Origin of the sequence: Pseudomonas fildesensis, assembly GCF_001050345.1 — a bacterium.
GTDB lineage: Bacteria > Pseudomonadota > Gammaproteobacteria > Pseudomonadales > Pseudomonadaceae > Aquipseudomonas > Aquipseudomonas fildesensis.
Genome location: NZ_LFMW01000004.1, coordinates 234,866 through 249,597, shown reverse-complemented (window position 1 = coordinate 249,597; position 14,732 = coordinate 234,866). Strand labels below are relative to the sequence as shown.

Genomic DNA, 14,732 nt, shown 5'->3' with positions numbered 1-14,732 from the left:
TGTTCTGGGTCATTTCAGGCCCAGACGCTGGCGCAGCAAATCCATTGCACGGGCGCGGTGGCTGATCTGGTTCTTGTCGGCCGGGCTCAGCTCTGCGCTGGAGACATTACGCTCCGGCACCCAGAACAGTGGGTCATAACCAAACCCGTGTTCGCCGCTGGCGGCATGCAGGATACGGCCATGCCACAGGCCTTCGCAGAGGATCGGCAGCGGGTCATCGGCGTGGCGCACCAGGGCCAGCACGCAGACGAATTGTGCGCCACGCTCGGCGTCCGGCACGTCCTTGAGGGCGTCCAGCAGTTTGGCGTTGTTCGCCGCGTCGCCCTTGCCGTCGGCATAACGCGCCGAATAGATACCGGGCGCACCACCGAGGAAATCCACTGCCAGGCCCGAGTCATCCGCCAGCGCCGGCCGGCCGGAGATGCGTGCGGCATTACGCGCCTTGAGAATGGCGTTTTCGACAAACGACAGGCCGGTTTCTTCCGGCTCGACCTGGCTGAATTCGCCGATCGAGCGCAGTTGCACGGAGTCGCCGAGCATGGCCTGGAGCTCTTTGAGCTTGCCGGCGTTATGGCTGGCCAGTACGAGTTGATTAAGGTTCATCATTCCGCCGGAAACAGTTCCTGGTTGAATTGGAAACCATGGGCTTTGCCACCGGTTTCAACATTGATGGTGAACACTCGCACTTCCTGTTGTGGAACGTTGTAGGGCGCGAGGTAATAGATCGCACCTTTCTCGGTGATCTGCTTGAACGTCAGGATCTCGCTCTTGCCGCTCAAGTCTTTGATTGTGCCAGTCACTTGTGCAGCCACCGGGTTAACGCCCTTGATCACCGAAACATTGATCAAACCCTTGTTCTTGCTGCGCACCACGCCTATGGCCTGGGCTGTTTCGGGTTGCAGGAAGCTGGAGGTAAAGGTGTTGTAGTGCACCGTAATATCGCCAAATTCTTTCTGGCGCTTACTGTCGATAGCGTCCGCAGCCACGGCGCTGGCGCCCAGGCACGCGGTGAGTAGAAAAACAGCCAGGCGATTCATGATCGTCCCTCTTGAAAATGTTTAGACGGCAATCTTGTGGTCCGTCAGGCCAGGACTGCTGACCCGGTAAATCCCGATCTCACCCAACAAGTTGGGCCATAGTTTACTTGCCCAGCCGTGGCGGTGCTGTTGATCGACGGCAAGGCGGTTGATTACCTTGGCTTCCCGTGCGCCGCACAAGGCTTCGAAGTCTTCGAAGGTGCAGAAGTGGATGTTCGGCGTGTTGTACCAGGTGTAGGGCAGGAAGTCCGATACCGGCATCCGGCCCTTGGTGGCCAGGTACCAGCGGCAACGCCAGTGGCCGAAGTTGGGGAAGGTGATGATGCACTGGCGGCCCACGCGCAGCATTTCATCGAGGATACGGTCCGGGTAGTGCACCGCCTGCAGGGCCTGGGTCATCACCACGATGTCGAAGCTGTTGCTGGCAAAGTTGCCGAGGCCCTTGTCCAGGTCCTGTTCGATCACGTTGATGCCCTTGGCCACGCACTGGGCGATGTTGTCCGGGTCGTTTTCCAGGCCGTAGCCGGTGACTTGCTTGTTGTCGCGCAGCCAGCTCAGCAGTTCGCCATCACCGCAGCCAAGGTCGAGCACGCGGCTGCCGGCGGGTATCCAGTCTTGGATGATGTCCAGGTCGGCTCTCATGGCGTTCTCCCAAAGCGTAAGCAATTCATATAAGCGTTATGCGGTTCATGTAGTTGCGAAAGGCCTGCAAGTAACGCGGGATCGGAATCAGGAAGGCGTCGTGGCCTTGCGGTGCGTCGATCTCCAGGTAGCAAACGTCTTTCTTGGCAGCCATCAAGGCATCCACCAATTCCCGCGAACGGGCCGGCGAGAAGCGCCAATCGGTGGTGAACGACATCACGCAGAACTTGGCCGTGGCGCCCTCGAAGGTTTTCGCCAGGTCGTCATCAAAGTTCGCCGCCGGGTCGAAGTAGTCCAGGGCCTTGGTCATCAGCAGGTAGGTGTTGGCGTCGAAACGCCCCGAAAATTCTTCGCCCTGATACCGCAGGTAGCTTTCCACCTGGAACTCGACGCTGTGGAAGTCGTAGTTGAGCTTTTCGCTCTTGAGGCCACGGCCGAATTTTTCGCCCATTGAATCGTCGGACAGGTAGGTGATATGCCCGACCATCCGCGCCAGCATCAAGCCACGCTTGGGGATCACACCCGCTTCCTGGAACGAACCACCGTGGAACTCGGGGTCGGTGAGGATCGCCTGGCGGGCCACTTCGTTGAAGGCGATGTTCTGCGCCGACAATTTGGGGGCCGAGGCGATGGCCAGGCAATGGCGCACGCGGTCCGGGTAGGTGATGGTCCATTGCAGGGCCTGCATGCCCCCCAGGCTGCCACCGATCACGGCGGCCCACTGGTTGATGCCCAACAGGTCGGCGAGGCGGGCCTGGCTGTGCACCCAGTCTTCCACGGTGAGTACCGGGAAGTCGGCGCCGAAGGGCTTGCCGGTTTCCGGGTTGAGGCTGCTGGGGCCGGTGGAACCGTTGCAACCGCCGAGGTTGTTCAGGCTGACCACGAAGAATTTGGTGGTGTCGATGGGCTTGCCGGGGCCGATGCAACTGTCCCACCAGCCAGGCTTGCGCTCGTCAATGCTGTGGAAACCGGCGGCGTGGTGATGGCCGGACAGGGCGTGGCAGATCAGCACGGCGTTGCTCGCCGTGGCGTTCAGTTGGCCGTAGGTTTCATAGATCAGGTCATAGGCAGGCAGCGAACGGCCGCAGGCCAGGGCCAGCGGTTCGCCGAAGTGCGCCACTTGGGGCACGACCAGTCCAACAGAATCGGGGGGGAAGGCAGTTGGCATCGACCCTGCTCTCGTTTAAATGAGGCGTAAGTCTAAAGACCGCTGCACCTAGCGGCAAGCAAACCCTGACCCACATGATCGTTCCCACGCTCTGCGTGGGAATGCCTGCTTGGACGCTCCGCGTCCGGGGGGCAACGCCTGGGTTCAGACCTGCGTAACTGTGACGCGGAGCGTCACGGGATGCATTCCCACGCAGAGCGTGGGAATGATCATCAGGTCAGATCAGCCCGAACAGCTCTTTGGGCATGAACGCATAGAAAGCCAGACGCGGAATCACCCAGCTTTGCAGCAGCTGGATCGCGATAAACGCGAAGATCGGCGAGATATCCAGGCCGCCCAGGTTAGGGATCAACCGACGGAACGGTGCCAGCACCGGCTCGGTAATCTGCGCGACCAGTTCGGCGCCCGGGCTACGGCTGCCGGGGGCGACCCACGAGAGGATCACGCTGATGATCATCGACCAGAAAATGATCTTCAAAAACAGCGAGAACACGCCGATCAACGCCCATGGCAGCAGCAGCAGGGTGAAGGCCTGGTAGCCGTTGAGCATCAGGATCACCACGAACAGCAAGACCTGCAGCAGCAGCGCCAGTACCAGCGACGACATGTCCAGGCCGAACAGGCTTGGGATCACCCGGCGCAGTGGCTTGAGCAGCGGTTGGGTGGCCTTGACCACGAACTGGCACAACGGGTTGTAGAAGTTCGCCCGCACCAGTTGCAGGATAAAGCGCATCAGCACGATCAGCAGGTACAGGCTGCCCAGGGTCTGGATGATGAAAATGGCAGCGTCATTGATTCCGAGCATCTAAGAATTTCCTTCGTAAGGGACGACTATTTGCCCAGCTGCTCGGCCATTTCAGCCGAACGATGTGCTGCGGCACCCAGTGCTTTTTCCACCAGGGCTTCAAAGCCCCCAGCCTGGAATGATTCGATGGCCGCTTGCGTGGTGCCACCAGGCGACGTGACGCGACGGCGCAACTCGGCGGCGTCCACGTCGCTGCCGACGGCCATTTTCGCGGCGCCCAGGGCAGTTTGTTCAGCCAGTTGCTCAGCGACTTCGTGAGGCAGGCCGAGTTTCACGCCGGCGGCGGTCATGGCTTCGATCAGCAGGAAGAAGTACGCCGGGCCGCTGCCGGACACGGCGGTGACCGCGTCCAGTTGCTGCTCCTGTTCCAGCCACAAGGCCAGGCCCACGGCGGACAGCAGTTCCTGGGCCTGATCACGCTGTTCGGCGGTCACTTCGGCAGTGGCGTACAAGCCGCTGACGCCCTGGCTTACCAGCGCCGGTGTGTTGGGCATGCAGCGCACAATCGGTTGGGCACCGAGCCAGCTTTTCATGCTGGCGCAGGTGATGCCGGCGGCGATGGATACCACCAGCTGGTGCGGTTGCAGGTTTGGGCGCAGGCTCTCGCACACGGCCTTCATGGCCTGTGGCTTGACCGCCAGCACGATCACGTCGACGCCGTTGATGGCCTCGGCGTTGTCGGCGAAGGTTTCGATACCGTGCTCGGTGCTGACGCGGGCGCGGGTGTCGGCGCCCGGGTCGCTGGCGCGGATCTGCGCAGCTTCCAGGCCCTTGGCCCGCAGGCCGCCGATCAGGCTGGCCGCCATGTTACCGGCGCCGATGAAGGCAATACGCGTGTTGCTCATGACAGGTCCTTACTCAGAGGGAAGTCAGCCATTTCAGGGCTGGCCGTAGTCGCGGGCGCCAAACAGGGCGGTACCGATCCGCACCCAGGTGGCGCCTTGGGCGATGGCCGACTCAAGGTCATGGCTCATGCCCATGGAAAGTGTGTCGAGTGGCAGGTTCAGGCTGTTTTGCAGGTCGCGTACGGCGGCGAACGCTGCGTCTTGTGCGGCTCGGTCTTCAGTCGGCTCAGGAATCGCCATCAAACCACGCAACTTCAGGCGTGGCAGGGCGCTGATCGCGTTGGCCAGGGCAGGCAGGTCGGCGGGCGTACAGCCGGACTTGCTGGCTTCGCCACTGACGTTGACCTGAATGCAGATATTCAACGGCGGCAGGTCGGCCGGGCGTTGTTCGGACAGGCGTTGTGCGATTTTCAGGCGGTCCACGGAATGCACCCAGGCGAAATTCTCGGCGATCGCGCGAGTCTTGTTCGATTGAATGGGGCCGATGAAGTGCCAACTCAAGGGCAGGTCGGTTAATTCGGCCTGTTTGCCCAGGGCCTCCTGCAGATAGTTTTCGCCGAAATCGTGCATTCCGGCGGCATAGGCTTCGCGCACGGCTTGTGCGGGTTTGGTCTTGCTCACGGCCAGCAGGTGGATGCTGCTTGCGTCACGTTGCACGGCGTCGGCTGCGGCGCGGATGCGCTGGCTAACCTGGCCGATGTTGTCTGCTATCGTCGACATTCAAGATGCGCCCGTGGATATGGAGTCCGCGGCATTCTACTGGAAATGGAAAGCCCTATGGATATCACTGAATTGCTCATGACGAGCGTGCACCGGGGCGCCTCCGACCTGCATCTGTCGGCCGGCCTGGCGCCAATGCTGCGGGTAGATGGCGAGGTGTGGCCCCTGGATTGGCCGGTGCTGGCACCTACGCAAGTGGCGGACTTATTGAGGCCTTTGCTCAACCAATACCAACAAAAGGATTTCGAAACATCTCTTGAAACGGATTTTGCCTTCGAGCTGCCGGGTGTTGCGCGCTTCCGGGTGAACGTATTTCAGCAGGATCGCGGCATGGGCGCTGTGTTTCGCACCATCCCCGCCGAAGTCCGCAGCCTCGAAAGCCTCGGCCTGGGAGAGGTGTTCCAGCGTATTGCCCAGTTGCCGCGCGGGCTGGTGCTGGTGACCGGGCCTACCGGGTCCGGGAAATCCACCACCCTGGCGGCGATGATCGATTACCTCAACCAGCATCGGCGCCAGCACATCCTCACGCTGGAAGACCCCATCGAATTTATCCACAAGCCCAAAGCAGCCCTGATCAACCAGCGTCAGGTGCACCGCGACACCCACAGTTTTTCAGCGGCGCTGCGTTCGGCACTGAGGGAAGATCCGGATGTGATTCTGGTGGGCGAACTGCGCGACCTGGAAACCATCCGCCTGGCCCTGACGGCGGCAGAAACCGGGCATTTGGTCTTCGGCACCCTGCACACCACCTCGGCGGCGAAAACCGTGGACCGGCTGGTAGACGTGTTCCCGGCGGGGGAAAAGGCCATGGTCCGTTCGATGCTCTCGGAGTCGCTGCAGGCGGTGGTGTCCCAGGTGCTGGTGAAGAAACTCGGTGGCGGACGGGTGGCAGCCCACGAAATCATGTTGGGCACACCGGCCATGCGCAATTTGATCCGCGAAGACAAGGTGGCACAGATGGTCTCGGCGATTCAGACCGGTGGCGCGTTGGGGATGAAGACGCTGGATATGAGTTTGAAGGCGTTGGTCACGGAGGGCGTAATCAGCCGGGAAGAGGCGCGGGGGCAGGCGCGGGTGCCAGGGGATATCTGAGGGTTTGTGGACGGCACAAATCAAATGTGGGAGGGGGCTTGCTCCCGATTGCAGTGGGTCAGGTACAGATAAGCTGACTGATCCACCGCTATCGGGAGCAAGCCCCCTCCCACATTTTTACTGCATTCCAGCTTTGGATCAGCGCTGGACTACCCGCAGGTTGTTGTTCTGCTCTTTCGGCAATACACGCTTGGCAATCACGTAGTTCTTGTCCCAGAACGGCTTCTTCAGCGTGTCAATGCTCACCGATTTGCCACGGCGCGGTGCGTGGATAAAGCGGTCGTTGCCCAGGTAGATGGCAACGTGGTTGACCTGGCGGCTCTTGAGCTTGAAGAACAACAGGTCGCCGGGTTTCAGGTCCTTGCGATCGACTTTTTGCCCGTGGCCGCTGGCCATGGCGTTGGAAGTACGCGGCAAATCCACGGCGGCAACGTCGTTGAATGCATATTTCACCAAGCCGCTGCAGTCGAACCCTTTACTTGGGCTGCTGCCGCCCCAACGATAAGGAGTGCCGAGCACGTTAACGGCGCGGCTGAGGACGGTGCTGCTTTGCTTGGTGTTGACGGTCATCAGGCCTGGGGTTGCTTTACCGTGGGCCTTGCTCAGTTGAGTCGGGCGGTTGACGGTCAGCTTTACCGATTTGGCAGTGCTTGGCGTGCTGTGAACTTTAGGGGTGAAACCGTTAACGTTAGGAAGTCGTTGCTCACGATTGGTGGCGTGGGCGGCCAGTGGCATTAATAGGCAAATGGTTAGCCATGTCTTGAAAAATGGTCGCATTAGGCGTGGCTCTTATGGGTTTGCGCGCAACTTTATAACAGCTTTTTGTGTCGTTCTGAGGCCGTTTGTCGACTGAACCTTGGGGTCAAATTCAGGAAAAACGCGACGAATCGCAGCAATTGTCCTACACAAGTCAGGTGGCATAAGGCTTTCAGGGGAGGGAAGATACCATTGGCCGTACGTCGGGCGCCTGTAAAAAAGTCACAAAGAAAGTGAAAATATTTATCTATCGAAGCAAAAGAGGTCCGCGATGAACACCTATCAACAGATTGGTCCGCAGCAAGATACCCACAGCAAGGTAATCGGTTACCTGCTCTGGATTTTCGGTTTTACCGGCGCGCATCGCTTCTATTACGGCAAACCCGTGACGGGCACGATCTGGTTTTTCACCTTGGGCTTGTTGGGAATTGGCTGGTTGATCGACCTGTTCCTGATCCCGGCCATGGACCGTGAAGCGGACCTGCGTTTTACCGCCGGGCCTATCGAATACAACGTGGCCTGGATTCTGTTGGCGTTCCTGGGTGTGTTCGGTGTGCACCGGATGTACCAGGGAAAATGGATCACTGGTCTGATCTACCTGCTGACCGGTGGCTTGTTCCTGGTGGGGGTGCTGTACGACTTCTGGACGTTGAATACGCAGGTTTCGATCCGCAATGCCGAGCGCAATAGCGGACGCTGAAGCTCTCGAACTCTACAGAGAACTAAAATGTGCGAGGGGGCTTGAATGATCGTTCCCACGCTCCGCGTGGGAATGCATCCTGTGACGCTCCGCGTCACGACTTAAGAGCGGACGCAGAGCGTCCAGGGCGGCGTTCCCACGCAGAGCGTGGGAACGATCATTAAGCCTGGTAGCTGATACGCCCATCCACCAAGGTGTAACGCACCGTCGCCGGCAGGCTATGGCCGATGAACGGGCAGTTTTCACCCTTCGACAACCAATGCTCCCCGGCAATCGTGGAGCTGGCCGGATCAAACAGCACCAGGTCCGCCGCAGAACCCACCGCCAGCTTGCCCGCCGGCAGGCGCAAGGCCTCGGCCGGGCCACCGCTCAGGCGCGCCAGCAGCGTCGGCAGGTCCAGCAAGCCGTCTTCCACCAACGTCATCGCCAGCGGTAGCAACAGCTCAACGCTACTGATGCCCGGCTCGGTTGCGCCAAACGGCGCCAACTTGGCATCGCGCTCGTGGGGTTGGTGGTGACTGGAGATCGCCGAGACCACACCCGACTTCACTGCCGCGCGCAAACCGTCACGGTCGGCGCGGGTGCGCAGCGGCGGCTGCACGTGATACAGGCTGGAGAAATCGATCAACGCTTCGTCCGTCAAAATCAGCTGGTACAACGCCACATCGGCTGTCACCGGCAAGCCACGGGCCTGGGCCTGGGCGATCAGGGCTACACCTCGTGCGCTGGTCAGCTGGCTGAAGTGCGCACGCACGCCGCTTTGTTCCACCAGCAGCAGGTCACGGGCCAGGGCCACGGTTTCAGCGGTTTCCGGGATGCCCGGCAGGCCGAGGAAGCTGGCGACGGCGCCTTCATGGGCCAGGCCACCTTCCGCCAGGTCGCGGTCCTGGGAGTGGAAGATCACCGTCAAATCGAAGGTGGCCGCGTATTCCAGGGCACGGCACAGGGTACGGGTGCTGCGAAAGCTCTCCAGGCCATTGCCGAAGGCCACGCAACCGGCGTCGCGCAGGGCGATCAGCTCGGCCAGTTGTTCACCTTCCAGGCCTTTGCTCAGGGCGCCGATGGGGAACACTTTGCAATTGCCGGCTTCACGGGCGCGATCCAGGATCAGCTCGGTCACGGCCGAGGTGTCCAGCACCGGTTTGGTGTGCGGCGGGCAGCACAGGCTGGTCACACCACCGGCGGCGGCTGCGCGGGTTTCGCTGGTGATGTTGCCTTTGCGGCTGTAGCCCGGCTCGCGCAGGGCGACGTTCAGGTCCACCAGGCCAGGCGCGGCCACCAGGCCTTTGGCATCGATGGTCTCGCTGGCGCTGAAGCCTGCGGGGGCGGCGCCGATGGCGATGAGCTTGCCGGCTTCCAGATGCAGATCGGTAACTTGGTCCAGGCCACTGGCCGGATCGATAACGCGGGCGCCGAGAATGCTGAGCTTCACTGGGCCTTCTCCTGCTCGAATTGACGTTGTGCGGTTTGTCCGCTCATGGCCATGGACAACACGGCCATGCGCACGGCGATGCCGTAGGTCACCTGGTTGAGAATCACCGACTGGTTGCCGTCGGCCACCGCCGACTCAATCTCCACCCCACGGTTGATCGGCCCCGGGTGCATCACGATGGCATCTGGCTTGGCCCCGGCCAAACGTGCGGTGGTCAGGCCGAACAGGCGGTAGAACTCGCCCTCGCTCGGCAGCAGGCCGCCGGACATGCGTTCGCGTTGCAGGCGCAGCATGATCACCACGTCCACATCCTTGAGGCCCTCGGTCATGTCGGTGTAGACCTTCACGCCGTACTGCTCGATACCGATCGGCAGCAGGGTTTTTGGCGCGATCACGCGGATGTCCGGGCAACCCAGGGTTTTCAGGGCCAGCATGTTCGAGCGCGCCACCCGCGAGTGCAGAATGTCGCCGACGATGGCCACCGAGAGGTTTTCAAAGCTGCCCTTGTGCCGACGGATGGTGAGCATGTCGAGCATGCCCTGGGTCGGGTGGGCGTGGCGGCCGTCGCCACCGTTGATGATCGCCACCTGCGGGCACACGTGCTCGGCGATGAAGTGCGCTGCGCCGGAGTCGCCGTGGCGCACGACGAACATGTCGGCGGCCATGGCTTCGAGGTTGCGCAGGGTGTCGAGCAGGGTCTCACCCTTGCTCGCCGACGAGGTGGACACGTTCAGCGTGATCACGTCGGCCGACAGCCGCTGGGCCGCCAGTTCAAAGGTGGTACGGGTGCGCGTGGAGTTCTCGAAGAACACGTTGCAGATGGTCTTGCCGCGCAGTAGCGGGACTTTCTTCACCGCCCGGCCACCGACTTCGAGGAACGAGTCGGCCGTGTCGAGGATTTCGGTGAGCAGTTCGCGGGGCAAACCGTCGAGGGACAAGAAGTGTTGCAGCTGGCCCTGAGCATTGAGCTGCAGCGGGCGCTTGGCATCTAAAGGCGTCATCGCGGGGACTCTTTACAAGGCGGTTTAAAGGGCAAGGTCTTGCAGTTCGAGTTCGAGCGGCGTGGGACCGGACAATTTTACCCGCTGGTGGGCTTCCAGCGACAGCGTGGCGCCGACCACATCCGGGCTGATCGGCAATTCGCCAGCTTCCAGGTCGAGCAGGCAGACCAGCGTCACACTGGCCGGGCGGCCGTAGTCGAACAGTTCGTTCATCGCGGCGCGGATCGTGCGGCCGCTCATCAGCACGTCGTCGATCAGCACCAGGTGCTGGCCTTCGATCTCGAACGGCAAGGCCGAAGGGCGCACTTGCGGGTGCAGGCCGTTCTGGCTGAAGTCGTCGCGGTAGAAGGACACGTCCAGCGTGCCCAGGGGCGAATCGCTGCCCAACGCCTCCAGCAATGCCTGGGCCACCCACACGCCGCCGGTACGAATGCCGATAAAGCGCGGCTCGCTGATGGCACGGTGTTGCAGATGGGCGGTGAGGCTTGTCGCCATCTGGCTGATCAGTTCGGCGGGATTGGGCAGGCTCATGGTGGCTCCTTCAAGGCCTTGCGCGGCGGGGGTGCGTGCAAGGTCCGGGATCAAACGTAAAAAGACGCGGCAAGCCGCGTCAGTCAGGATTCAAATAAAGCGGTGTTTTCATCCAGCCAACCCTGCAACAGCAAGGCGGCGGCGATGGCGTCCACCGGATTGTCGCGGTAGCTGCCCTTCTGTCCGCCACGGCCTTTGCGCTCACCCTTGGCTTCGAAGGTGGTCAGGCGCTCGTCGTGGGTATAGAAGGGCAGGTTGTAGCGGCCGTTGAGGCGGCGGGCGAACTTTTCGGCGCGCAGGCACATGTCGCTGGGGGTGCCGTCCATGTTCAGGGGCAGGCCGACCACGACTGCGTCGGGTTTCCACTCCTTGATCAGGGCTTCGACCTGGTTCCAGTCCGGCACGCCGTTCTGGGCCTTGAGGGTGCACAGCTCGCGGGCCTGGCCGGTGATCACCTGGCCGACCGCTACGCCGATCTGTTTGGTGCCGTAGTCAAAACCGAGGATCAGACGCAAGGCCATCAGGCGTGCCCCGCCTGGCTGGTCAGCAGGCTGAGGTTGACCCGCAGCTTGGCGGCGGCCGCTTCCAGGCGTAACTCGCTTGGGGTATTGAACAGGATGTCGGCGTCGTAGGGGCAGGTCAGCCAGGCATTGCTGGCCAGTTCGGCCTCCAGTTGCCCGGCTTCCCAACCGGCGTAGCCGAGGGTGATCACGCTTTGCTCGGGGCCATTGCCGTCCGCAATGGCGAACAACACGTCCTGGGAGGTCGACAACGACACACCGTCCAGGTCTACCGTGGCCTGAAACGTCGGCCCGGTGGGGTGCAGCACAAAACCGCGGTCGGTCTGCACCGGCCCGCCGATGTAGATCGGTACGTGTTGGCAACTGGCTGGCGGGTCGATGTCCGGGCGCAGTTGCTCAAGGATATCGGCCAGGTTCAGCTCTTGCGGACGGTTTACCACCAACCCCATGGCACCATTGGCCGTGTGCTCGACGATGTAGGTCAAGGTCTGCGCAAAGTTCGGGTCGGCCATATGGGGCATGGCGATCAGGAATTGGTGCTTGAGGTAGGTCGGGTCGACATTTTTCATGCCCGCTAGTGTGGCGTTGGAGGGGCGAACTGACAAGCTGGGAGTGATCGCTGTCTGCTTTCTTTAAACTGCGGCAGACGATAATTGTGGCGAGCGGGCTTGCCCCGCGTTGGGCTGCGAAGCAGCCACAGTAAGTCAGTCTCGGTGTGTCAGGCATACCAAGTTGGCAGGTTTGGGGCCGCTTCGCCGCCCAGCGCGGGGCAAGCCCGCTCGCCACAGAGGCCGGTTGCCACACGTTAAGCGGGTGTCAGTTACTGGACAGGCGATCGCCCTTGGCGAACTTCCAGGTACGAATGATCTCCAGGCGATCCACATCATTCAAATCGCCGGTAAACGGGGCAAAGGGCGCAGCCAGGCGCACGATGCGCTGGGCGGCTTGATCCAGCAACGGCTGGCCAGATGACTCCAGCACTTGCACTTCATATAACGTGCCGTCGCGGTTGATCGACACCAACAAGCGCAAATTGCCATATATCTGCTGGCGACGGGCCTCGTCCGGGTAGTTGAGGTTGCCGATTCGCTCGACCTTCTTGCGCCACTCGTCCTTATACCAGGCCCCCTTGTCACGCATGGTGGATGCCGCGTTCAGACGGTAGATGCGCGGGCGCTTGGCATACAGTTGCTGTTCGTGGGCCAGTTCGGCTTCGAGGCTGGAGATTTCGTCGGAGAGTTGCGAACTGTCGAAGGTCGGTGCCGGTTTCACAGGCTCGGGTTGCGGCTCGGTCCGGGTTTTCTCGGTCTTGGTCGGGGCTTTCTGCGGTTTCGGCGCGACAGTCGTCACGGCGGCCTTTGGCGCTGCCTGCTTGACCTCGGGCTTGGGCGTCGGCGGCGGGGAGACCTTATTGACCTTGTTGTCCTGGAACGGCGCCACTTCGGTGGTCTTGGGGATGGCTTTCTTGTCGAGCGTGCCGCTGCCTTGCTGGTTGTCCTGGGCGAGAAAGTCGGCCTTCTCGGGCTTCTTTTCGCTTTTGAACGTGGCGAGGGTGATTTCCAGGGTTTTGCTGATCTGCTTGGGTTCGGCGAAGGTAAAGCCCAAACCGAGGATCAATGCCAGGTGAATCAATGCCGCCAGGAACAGGGTAAATCCGAGCCGATCAGCCGGGCGCACGCCGCGTTCGGAGAGTTCGGGGGGCAGATCGGACGGAGGGAGCATAAAAAAACCAACATCACGCGTTTCGTAGGTGCCGCATGATAGCGCAATGTTGGTTTTTAGCTTCAAGCTACAAGTTACAAGCTGCAAGCCTAAACGCGGTTCGCCTTAAACTTGCCGCTTGGAGCTCGCAACTTGCAGCTTTTCGGCAATCACGGCCATTAGCATTTCGCCGATATTGGTGCCGAAAGCATTGTCGATCTCACGAATACAGGTCGGGCTGGTGACGTTGATTTCGGTGAGGCTCTCACCAATCACGTCCAGGCCTACAAACAGCAGGCCTTTTTCGCGCAGGGTCGGGCCGACCTGGGAGGCGATCCAGCGATCCTTGTCCGACAACGGTCGCGCTTCCCCTCGACCGCCGGCCGCCAGGTTTCCGCGTGTTTCGCCCGCTGCCGGGATGCGCGCCAGGCAGTAATCCACTGGCTCGCCGTCGATCATCAGGATGCGCTTGTCGCCGTCCTTGATCGCTGGAAGGTAAGCCTGGCCCATGATCTGCTGGGTGCCCAGGGCCGTCAGGGTTTCGAGGATCACCGACAGGTTCGGGTCGCCTGCGCGATGACGGAAGATCGAAGTGCCACCCATGCCGTCCAGCGGCTTGAGGATCACGTCGCCGTGCTTGGCGGCGAATTCACGCAGCACGTCGGCGCGGCGGCTGACCACGGTCGGCGGGGTGCACTGCGGGAACAGCGTGGCGAACAGCTTTTCATTGCAGTCGCGCAGGCTCTGGGGCTTGTTGACGATCAGCACGCCAGCGCGCTCGGCCTGCTCCAGCAGGTAGGTGGAGTAGACGAACTCCATGTCGAACGGCGGGTCCTTGCGCATCAGAATCACGTCGAGGTCGCTCAGCGGGCTGTCGATCTCGTCCTGCAACTCGAACCACTTCTCAGGGTTGGCAAACACCTGCAGCGGGCGCATGCGCGCGCGGGCCTCGCCGTCGCCCTGGTAAAGGTCACGCTGTTCCATATAGAACAGGGTCCAGCCGCGGGCCTGGGCGGCCAGGAGCATGGCCAGCGAGCTGTCCTTTTTATAGGAAATGCTGGCGATAGGGTCCATGACAATGCCGACGCGAACGCTCATGGGGGATTTCCTCTAGCAAATTAGGGCGCATAAAAGTGGCGTCAGAGTGGCGCTGCGGCTGTTGTGGGTCAAGGAAAAACCACCTGGCGGGTCCCTCGATAGATTGCTCCCCGAGACTGTGCTAAAAAGACTGCCACGGCGCAGCAGCCCTTGAATTCCAAGGCTTGCGGCGCTCATCCTGTGCAACATCAGGCAGTACACACCGAAAACCGATTCGCTGTGGCGATGGTAGAGCAGATATGGAACAGCATTCCAACGCCTTGAGAGTGATGGTGATCGACGATTCGAAAACGATCCGCCGCACCGCCGAAACGCTATTGAAGAACGTGGGGTGCGACGTCATCACGGCCATCGACGGTTTCGATGCCCTGGCCCGGATTGTGGATCATCACCCGCACATTATTTTTGTCGACATCATGATGCCGCGCCTGGATGGCTATCAGACCTGCGCCCTGGTGAAGAACAACCCGGCGTTCAAGTCGATCCCGGTGATCATGCTGTCCTCCAAGGACGGCCTGTTCGACAAGGCTAAGGGGCGCATCGTCGGTGTCGATCAGTTTTTGACCAAACCTTTCAGCAAGGAAGAACTGCTGGGCGCAATCAAGGCCTACGTGCCGGGGTTCGCCGCAGTAGAACAAGCACACTGACGCCACCTCACAAGGGCTGGCGCCGACCAATGTAGT

At 61.2% G+C, this 14,732-nt stretch carries 18 protein-coding genes; 3 read left to right on the top strand and 15 right to left on the bottom strand.

Translation table 11 applies throughout. The features are described 5' to 3' along the window. Positions 1-9 precede the first annotated feature (9 nt). From rdgB to ACR52_RS07525, 7 genes are all read right to left on the bottom strand, one after another. Entirely contained in the window at positions 10-606 is a 597-nt protein-coding gene (rdgB, locus tag ACR52_RS07555; RefSeq protein ID WP_048722559.1) for an RdgB/HAM1 family non-canonical purine NTP pyrophosphatase, read from the bottom strand. Continuing rightward, complete coding sequence (locus ACR52_RS07550) at positions 603-1,037, bottom strand: DUF4426 domain-containing protein (RefSeq protein ID WP_048722556.1); 435 nt, start codon at positions 1,035-1,037, stop codon at positions 603-605. The genes rdgB and ACR52_RS07550 overlap by 4 nt, the downstream gene beginning before the upstream one ends. A 21-nt stretch (positions 1,038-1,058) precedes the next feature. Beyond that, complete coding sequence (gene metW / locus ACR52_RS07545; RefSeq protein ID WP_048722553.1) at positions 1,059-1,679, bottom strand: methionine biosynthesis protein MetW; 621 nt, start codon at positions 1,677-1,679, stop codon at positions 1,059-1,061. 25 nt (positions 1,680-1,704) lie between these two features. Next, entirely contained in the window at positions 1,705-2,847 is a 1,143-nt protein-coding gene (gene metX / locus ACR52_RS07540; protein WP_048722551.1) for a homoserine O-succinyltransferase MetX, read from the bottom strand. Positions 2,848-3,064: 217 nt separating this feature from the next. Next, positions 3,065-3,652 carry a YggT family protein gene (locus ACR52_RS07535; protein ID WP_048722549.1) on the bottom strand — a complete coding sequence of 196 codons (588 nt, stop codon included), beginning with the start codon at positions 3,650-3,652 and terminating at the stop codon, positions 3,065-3,067. Positions 3,653-3,678: 26 nt separating this feature from the next. After that, entirely contained in the window at positions 3,679-4,497 is an 819-nt protein-coding gene (gene proC / locus ACR52_RS07530; RefSeq protein ID WP_048722546.1) for a pyrroline-5-carboxylate reductase, read from the bottom strand. Positions 4,498-4,530: 33 nt separating this feature from the next. Then, positions 4,531-5,217 carry a YggS family pyridoxal phosphate-dependent enzyme gene (locus tag ACR52_RS07525; protein WP_048722544.1) on the bottom strand — a complete coding sequence of 229 codons (687 nt, stop codon included), beginning with the start codon at positions 5,215-5,217 and terminating at the stop codon, positions 4,531-4,533. A gap of 57 nt (positions 5,218-5,274) precedes the next feature. On the opposite strand from ACR52_RS07525, the gene ACR52_RS07520 reads away from it, so the two are divergent. Then, positions 5,275-6,309, top strand: a complete 1,035-nt coding sequence (locus ACR52_RS07520) for a type IV pilus twitching motility protein PilT (RefSeq protein WP_048722541.1) — start codon at positions 5,275-5,277, stop codon at positions 6,307-6,309. 138 nt (positions 6,310-6,447) lie between these two features. Here ACR52_RS07520 and ACR52_RS07515 read toward each other — a convergent pair whose 3' ends face one another. Then, positions 6,448-7,086: a C40 family peptidase gene (locus ACR52_RS07515; protein ID WP_048722538.1), complete on the bottom strand. Its 639-nt coding sequence runs from the start codon at positions 7,084-7,086 to the stop codon at positions 6,448-6,450. Positions 7,087-7,336: 250 nt separating this feature from the next. Between ACR52_RS07515 and ACR52_RS07510 the strand changes: the two genes are divergently transcribed. After that, positions 7,337-7,765 (top strand): NINE protein, encoded by a 429-nt coding sequence (locus ACR52_RS07510; RefSeq protein ID WP_048722537.1) that lies wholly within the window; start codon positions 7,337-7,339, stop codon positions 7,763-7,765. 160 nt (positions 7,766-7,925) lie between these two features. On the opposite strand, the gene ACR52_RS07505 is transcribed toward ACR52_RS07510, so the two are convergent. From ACR52_RS07505 to gshB, 7 genes are all read right to left on the bottom strand, one after another. After that, positions 7,926-9,197 carry a dihydroorotase gene (locus ACR52_RS07505; protein WP_048722534.1) on the bottom strand — a complete coding sequence of 424 codons (1,272 nt, stop codon included), beginning with the start codon at positions 9,195-9,197 and terminating at the stop codon, positions 7,926-7,928. Further along, positions 9,194-10,198: an aspartate carbamoyltransferase catalytic subunit gene (locus tag ACR52_RS07500; RefSeq protein WP_048722533.1), complete on the bottom strand. Its 1,005-nt coding sequence runs from the start codon at positions 10,196-10,198 to the stop codon at positions 9,194-9,196. Before ACR52_RS07500 ends, ACR52_RS07505 begins: the two co-directional genes overlap by 4 nt. A gap of 24 nt (positions 10,199-10,222) precedes the next feature. Beyond that, positions 10,223-10,729 carry a bifunctional pyr operon transcriptional regulator/uracil phosphoribosyltransferase PyrR gene (gene pyrR, locus ACR52_RS07495; RefSeq protein WP_048722530.1) on the bottom strand — a complete coding sequence of 169 codons (507 nt, stop codon included), beginning with the start codon at positions 10,727-10,729 and terminating at the stop codon, positions 10,223-10,225. A gap of 83 nt (positions 10,730-10,812) precedes the next feature. Further along, positions 10,813-11,250: a Holliday junction resolvase RuvX gene (gene ruvX / locus ACR52_RS07490; RefSeq protein WP_048722527.1), complete on the bottom strand. Its 438-nt coding sequence runs from the start codon at positions 11,248-11,250 to the stop codon at positions 10,813-10,815. Continuing rightward, the gene (locus tag ACR52_RS07485; protein ID WP_048722525.1) at positions 11,250-11,819 is read right to left on the bottom strand and encodes a YqgE/AlgH family protein; all 570 of its coding nucleotides are present in this window, start codon (positions 11,817-11,819) and stop codon (positions 11,250-11,252) included. Before ACR52_RS07485 ends, ruvX begins: the two co-directional genes overlap by 1 nt. A gap of 247 nt (positions 11,820-12,066) precedes the next feature. Then, on the bottom strand, positions 12,067-12,972 hold the full coding sequence (locus tag ACR52_RS07480) for an energy transducer TonB (protein WP_048722522.1): 906 nt from the start codon (positions 12,970-12,972) through the stop codon (positions 12,067-12,069). 105 nt (positions 12,973-13,077) lie between these two features. Then, positions 13,078-14,049, bottom strand: coding sequence for a glutathione synthase (gene gshB / locus ACR52_RS07475; protein WP_048722520.1), 972 nt, complete (start codon positions 14,047-14,049; stop codon positions 13,078-13,080). Positions 14,050-14,288: 239 nt separating this feature from the next. On the opposite strand from gshB, the gene pilG reads away from it, so the two are divergent. Then, positions 14,289-14,696, top strand: a complete 408-nt coding sequence (pilG, locus tag ACR52_RS07470) for a twitching motility response regulator PilG (protein ID WP_010564379.1) — start codon at positions 14,289-14,291, stop codon at positions 14,694-14,696. Positions 14,697-14,732 lie beyond the last annotated feature (36 nt).

Coding starts and splice junctions, on each gene's coding strand:
- pilG (WP_010564379.1), top strand. CDS start 14,289: ATGGAACAGCATTCCAACGCCTTGAGAGTGATGGTGATCGACGATTCG.
- rdgB (WP_048722559.1), bottom strand. CDS start 606: ATGATGAACCTTAATCAACTCGTACTGGCCAGCCATAACGCCGGCAAG.
- pyrR (WP_048722530.1), bottom strand. CDS start 10,729: ATGAGCCTGCCCAATCCCGCCGAACTGATCAGCCAGATGGCGACAAGC.
- proC (WP_048722546.1), bottom strand. CDS start 4,497: ATGAGCAACACGCGTATTGCCTTCATCGGCGCCGGTAACATGGCGGCC.
- ACR52_RS07480 (WP_048722522.1), bottom strand. CDS start 12,972: ATGCTCCCTCCGTCCGATCTGCCCCCCGAACTCTCCGAACGCGGCGTG.
- metX (WP_048722551.1), bottom strand. CDS start 2,847: ATGCCAACTGCCTTCCCCCCCGATTCTGTTGGACTGGTCGTGCCCCAA.
- metW (WP_048722553.1), bottom strand. CDS start 1,679: ATGAGAGCCGACCTGGACATCATCCAAGACTGGATACCCGCCGGCAGC.
- ACR52_RS07550 (WP_048722556.1), bottom strand. CDS start 1,037: ATGAATCGCCTGGCTGTTTTTCTACTCACCGCGTGCCTGGGCGCCAGC.
- ACR52_RS07525 (WP_048722544.1), bottom strand. CDS start 5,217: ATGTCGACGATAGCAGACAACATCGGCCAGGTTAGCCAGCGCATCCGC.
- ACR52_RS07500 (WP_048722533.1), bottom strand. CDS start 10,198: ATGACGCCTTTAGATGCCAAGCGCCCGCTGCAGCTCAATGCTCAGGGC.
- ACR52_RS07515 (WP_048722538.1), bottom strand. CDS start 7,086: ATGCGACCATTTTTCAAGACATGGCTAACCATTTGCCTATTAATGCCA.
- ruvX (WP_048722527.1), bottom strand. CDS start 11,250: ATGGCCTTGCGTCTGATCCTCGGTTTTGACTACGGCACCAAACAGATC.
- ACR52_RS07485 (WP_048722525.1), bottom strand. CDS start 11,819: ATGAAAAATGTCGACCCGACCTACCTCAAGCACCAATTCCTGATCGCC.
- ACR52_RS07510 (WP_048722537.1), top strand. CDS start 7,337: ATGAACACCTATCAACAGATTGGTCCGCAGCAAGATACCCACAGCAAG.
- gshB (WP_048722520.1), bottom strand. CDS start 14,049: ATGAGCGTTCGCGTCGGCATTGTCATGGACCCTATCGCCAGCATTTCC.
- ACR52_RS07535 (WP_048722549.1), bottom strand. CDS start 3,652: ATGCTCGGAATCAATGACGCTGCCATTTTCATCATCCAGACCCTGGGC.
- ACR52_RS07520 (WP_048722541.1), top strand. CDS start 5,275: ATGGATATCACTGAATTGCTCATGACGAGCGTGCACCGGGGCGCCTCC.